Here is a 4941-nt window from a genome sequence, read left to right on the forward strand (position 1 = left end):
TCTGACGATAGGTTTTTGCGGGTGTCCATCTATCGCGTCGATAACCTTACCAGTCAAAGTCCGGGGACTAGATACGATGTCGAATATGAGGGTGAGCGCTTTTATCCCAAGGGTTACTGGAAAACTGATCAGGCTTTTATGCCCAGAGTTTTGAAATCTAAACGTGCTCAAAGCTCAGGAGAAAACCTCTATTACGTGCGATTCATTGAAGACTTCCCCGTATTTCCGGTAACTGACAACTGGGACGACACCACCATTGCGGGTTTCGCTTCTGATAAGCAATACGTGGTCGAAACTTCGACAAAGGTTATTGAGCGTTGCCTTTTGATGACCACTGATCCCGGCGATCTAGTACTTGATCCGACTTGCGGCTCGGGCACTACAGCCTTCGTCGCCGAAAAATGGGGAAGGCGCTGGATTACATGCGATACCTCACGCGTGGCAATCACATTGGCAAAACAACGGCTAATGACTGCCTCTTTCGACTATTACGCACTTCGCTATCCACATGAGGGGCTGAAAGGTGGTTTCGACTATGAGACTGTTCCCCATATCACGCTTAAAAGCATAGCAAACAATCCTGATATAGATGCGATCTATGACGATCATTACCCGAGGGTTTCCGCAGCACTCAGCGCACTAAATGACGCTCTTAATTCATCTCCACCGAAGCCGATAAAACCCAAACAAGGAGCACGCAAAGAAGAGATTGTGTCGTTTAGCTCGGGAGATACACTGGAAGAGTGGGAAGTACCTTTCAGTATGCCGCAAGACTGGTCAGACACCCTGAAGGAGCCTTTTGATGCTTTCCACAAACTCCGGCAAAAAATGCAGACGAGCATAGACGAGTCTATTGCTACTCACGCAGATCAGGAAACGCTCTATGACAAGCCACTCATCGACAAAACCAAACTGCGTATCACTGGCCCATTTAGTGTTGAGGCAGTGCCCGCGCCCACTGTCCTCTCCCTTGACGAGACACTTCCGGCGGAAGAGGCAGATAGTGCTGTCGCCCGCTCCGGTGAGACCTCACGTCAATCGTTATGGCGGGATGAATTGTTGAAAACCGGTGTACGCGGCAAGGGCGGAAACATGATGACATTTGCCGAATTCGAAACGTTGCCTGGCACCAAATATCTGCATGCAAGTGGCTCTGTCACCGAAACCGGAGAGCGGGTGGTTGTCAGTTTCGGCCCAGAACATGCAGCACTGGAGCAACGCCAAGTCGAAGAAGCCATGAACGAGGCTTATCATCTGATGCCAAAGCCAAAATTCATCCTCTTTTGTGCCTTCACCTTTGATCCAGAAGCAGCAAAAGATATTGATGAATTGAATGTGCCGGGCATGACTTTCCTCAAAGTGCAAATGAACACTGACTTACTGACTGAAGACCTACGAAGAAATCGCTCGAGCAACCAATCGTTTTGGCTGATGGGCCAACCAGAGATCGAGGTACGCAAACGCACCGATGGTATGTGGGAGGTTGAAGTACATGGGTTTGATTATTTCAACCCGAGAACAGGGGAGATTGAGAGTGGCGGCACAAAACAAATAGCAATGTGGTCGCTGGATCAAGACTATGACCAGCGTTCGTTAATGCCCCATCAGATCTTTTTCCCGATGGCTGATACCAATGGTGGATGGAACCGGCTAAAACGAACAATACGGGCTGAACTAGACGAAGATCTCCTGGAACAGTTCCATGGTACAGTGTCTCTTCCATTTGAGGCCGGTGACAACCGTCGCGTAGCGGTGAAGATTGTTGATGACCGAGGAATCGAGTCACTCAAAATTATCTCACTGGAGAGCTGATCCATGTCCCTGATCATAAATCGACCATGGGAACGCCCTGCAAAGCACTGGGTCGAGAGCAAGGGTGGGAAGCTTGAAATCAAGCTGGAGCGACGACCTGCGAGCTATGATGTATTCGATGCTCGCAATAACACCAAGCGCACCGAAAAGTTAGACATGGTCAACACGATCCGCTCCCGAGTGGATCAATGGCGAGAAGACAGCTATCCCGGTGTAACGATCGTTACCCGCAAGCTTTTAGAACACTGGCATGACGAGACTGCACGCCAACACCCGTTCTATTTTTGTCAGCTAGAAGCAATCGAAACCTTAATCTGGTGGGTCGAGGGCGCAGAAGCGTATAAACAAGGCATATATGTCCCCGGTGATGGTGGACCTTGGGAACGGTTGTGCAACAAGATGGCAACCGGTGCGGGCAAAACTACTGTGATGGCAATGATCATCACTTGGCAGGTACTCAACGCGCAAACCTATCCAAAACGAAACAAAGATTTCAGCCGTGCGGTGTTCATTGTCGCGCCGGGTTTGACCGTCAAGGGTCGCCTACAAGTATTGATGCCGAGTGAAGGCAGCTACTACGACGAGTTCAACCTGTGCCCGTCCGAGTCTATGCGCCAAAAACTGAATCAAGCAGAGATCCTTATCGAAAACTGGCATACGCTCATGCCATTGAAGGAACAAGATCGTTCCGTGGTCAAAAAGGGGAAGGAATCTGATGAAGCCTTCACCCGTCGCGCTCTTGGAAAGTTGGCAACATATAAGGATATCATCATCATCAACGACGAGGCACACCACGCTTATCGCAAGCCATCGGAAGTAAAGATTTCCAAAAAGCAAGCGGAGGAGCATGGAATTGACCTCGATGAAGCCACTCGTTGGATCGAAGGGTTAGACCGAATCCACAAAACTCGACGTATTCAACGTTGCTTTGACCTATCAGCCACTCCGTTTGCACCAACTGGCAAGAAAAGTACCGATACAGCGCTGTTTGATTGGATTATATCGGACTTTGGTTTGAACGACGCAATTGAGGCGGGGCTGGTAAAAACGCCGCGCGTGGTTGTCCGTGATGATGCACTGCCAGATTCAAAGACACTTCAATCGAAGCTCTATCATATTTATCGGGACCCATCCGTCTCTGAAGACCTCAATCGCAGAGCAGAGCCGCATGAAGCATTACCGAAGCTGGTTCGGGATGCTTATACGTTACTCGGCGCCGATTGGCGGGAAGCAGTCAAGGCTTGGGCTCAGTCCGGGCATCATTCACCACCAGTCATGCTGACCGTTTGTAATCGAACTGAAACTGCTGCACGTATCGAACATTACTTTAATCAAGGCGATGCTCATTGGCCAGAATTACAGGCCCCCAAGAGGACATTGCGCGTAGACTCCAAAGTGCTCGATAAAGCGGAGGTTGGAGAAGCCGCAACGTCGAACAAGGAATATGATAAACGGCTCCAAGAGATCATCGAGGCCACAAGCATCTCTGAAACACGTAAGCAGTACCTGAGAACTTTGAAAAAAGAGGAACTGCTGCGAGAGATCGTCGACAACGTTGGTAAGCGTGGGCAAGCCGGGCAAGACCTTCAGAATGTGATTTCAGTCGCGATGCTCTCCGAAGGTTGGGATGCGAAAAATGTCACCCACATCATGGGGTTGCGCGCCTTTACATCTCAGCTGCTCTGCGAGCAAGTCGTTGGTCGAGGCTTAAGGCGAGTTTCTTATGACAGGGATGAGGACGGACTGTTCTTGCCAGAATATGTGAACGTTTTCGGTGTTCCTCTTACCATCTCAGAAGCTGGTGACACGGGCGTGGCCCCACCTCCACCCAAGCCAACAACGCAGATTGAAGTCATACCTGAGCGCTCTAGTTTGGAAATTCGTTGGCCAAACGTGCTTCGCGTCGAGACCGTCATCAAGCCTCAGTTGACAATAGACTGGGCTCAAGTTGAACCTCTTACAATTGACCCTTCAAACACGCCCATTAGTGCAGAACTTGCCCCTGCACTTGGTGGTGTGACGGATTTAGGCAAAGTCACTGAATTCGACTTGGAAAAGCTTCCTGACGGCTTCCGGCTTCAACGGCTCGTCTTCCAAGCTGCCCGGAAAGCCTTTGCAGAACTGAGGCATGGATTTTCTGGAAACAATGAATATCTTGCGGCACAGCTCGTTAGGATCGTCGAGGAATTTCTAAAGTCCAACCTTCTGGAAATTCCCTCACTTTTCCATACTGATCCTCTACGACGACGTATCCTGATTGCCCTTAATGTCGATCTTGTAGTCCGCCATCTTGTGGAGAAAATCAGCGAACAGAGCGCCGAACGTCTGACTCCTGTTTACGACGAAGAAAACCCGATTGGGTCAACTGGACAGATGCGAACTTGGTACACGACAAAGCCATGCTTTCCAACAACCAAGTCGCACATTAGCCACATGGTTGGGGACTCAGCATGGGAAGGTTACGCAGTAAATGTGTTCGAGAAACGCGATGATGTTGTTGCCTACGCCAAAAATGACCATCTTGGCTTTCAAGTCTATTACATGTGGGCGGGTTCACGGCGCCGATACATTCCAGACTTCATTGTTCGTTTGGAAAACGGACTTACCTTGGCTCTAGAGATCAAGGGAACAGACAGCCCGCAGAACAAGGCCAAACGGGGCGCACTGAACGAGTGGGTCAAGGCCATCAATACTGCTGGTGGATTTGGACAATGGACTTGGGATGTCGCATTTAAGCCAGAAGAAGTGCATGACATTCTTGATCGTTTTTCCAACCTCAACTGAAGAAACCTTTAGGTACATTCGGCTGCCTCTACGACAGTCAGACAAAAAAGATGACCGCTTTCGCTAACTGAACCGGTCATCTTTGAGCTCATGACCTGAGCCCTTAAAAGTCGTCCAAAAATGAGTAGAGTCTGTCAGGAAGAAGGAGACAGACGACATGAAGCGATCACGGTTTACGGAAGAACAGATCATCGGGATGATCCGGGAGCAGGAAAGCGGTCAGAAAACAGCGGATGTTTGCCGTCGTCACGGGATATCGGAAGCGACATTTTATAAATACAAAGCCAAATATGGCGGTATGGATGTTTCGGATACCCGGCGTTTGAAGGCCCTGGAAGATGAGAA

The 4941-nt window shown here is 49.6% G+C and carries 3 protein-coding genes; all 3 read left to right on the forward strand.

Translation table 11 applies throughout. From position 1 onward, the window contains the following. Window positions 1-1812: DNA methyltransferase (locus TH25_RS24385; RefSeq protein ID WP_220151507.1), on the forward strand; the 1812-nt coding region annotated here is incomplete at its 5' end. Window positions 1813-1815: 3 nt separating this feature from the next. Beyond that, entirely contained in the window at window positions 1816-4596 is a 2781-nt protein-coding gene (locus TH25_RS24390) for a BPTD_3080 family restriction endonuclease (RefSeq protein WP_114090836.1), read from the forward strand. A 157-nt stretch (window positions 4597-4753) separates the two neighbouring features. Then, window positions 4754-4941: transposase (locus TH25_RS24395; protein WP_147253098.1), on the forward strand; the 188-nt coding region annotated here is incomplete at its 3' end.

The organism is Thalassospira profundimaris, from assembly GCF_003326755.1.
Taxonomy (GTDB): domain Bacteria; phylum Pseudomonadota; class Alphaproteobacteria; order Rhodospirillales; family Thalassospiraceae; genus Thalassospira; species Thalassospira profundimaris_B.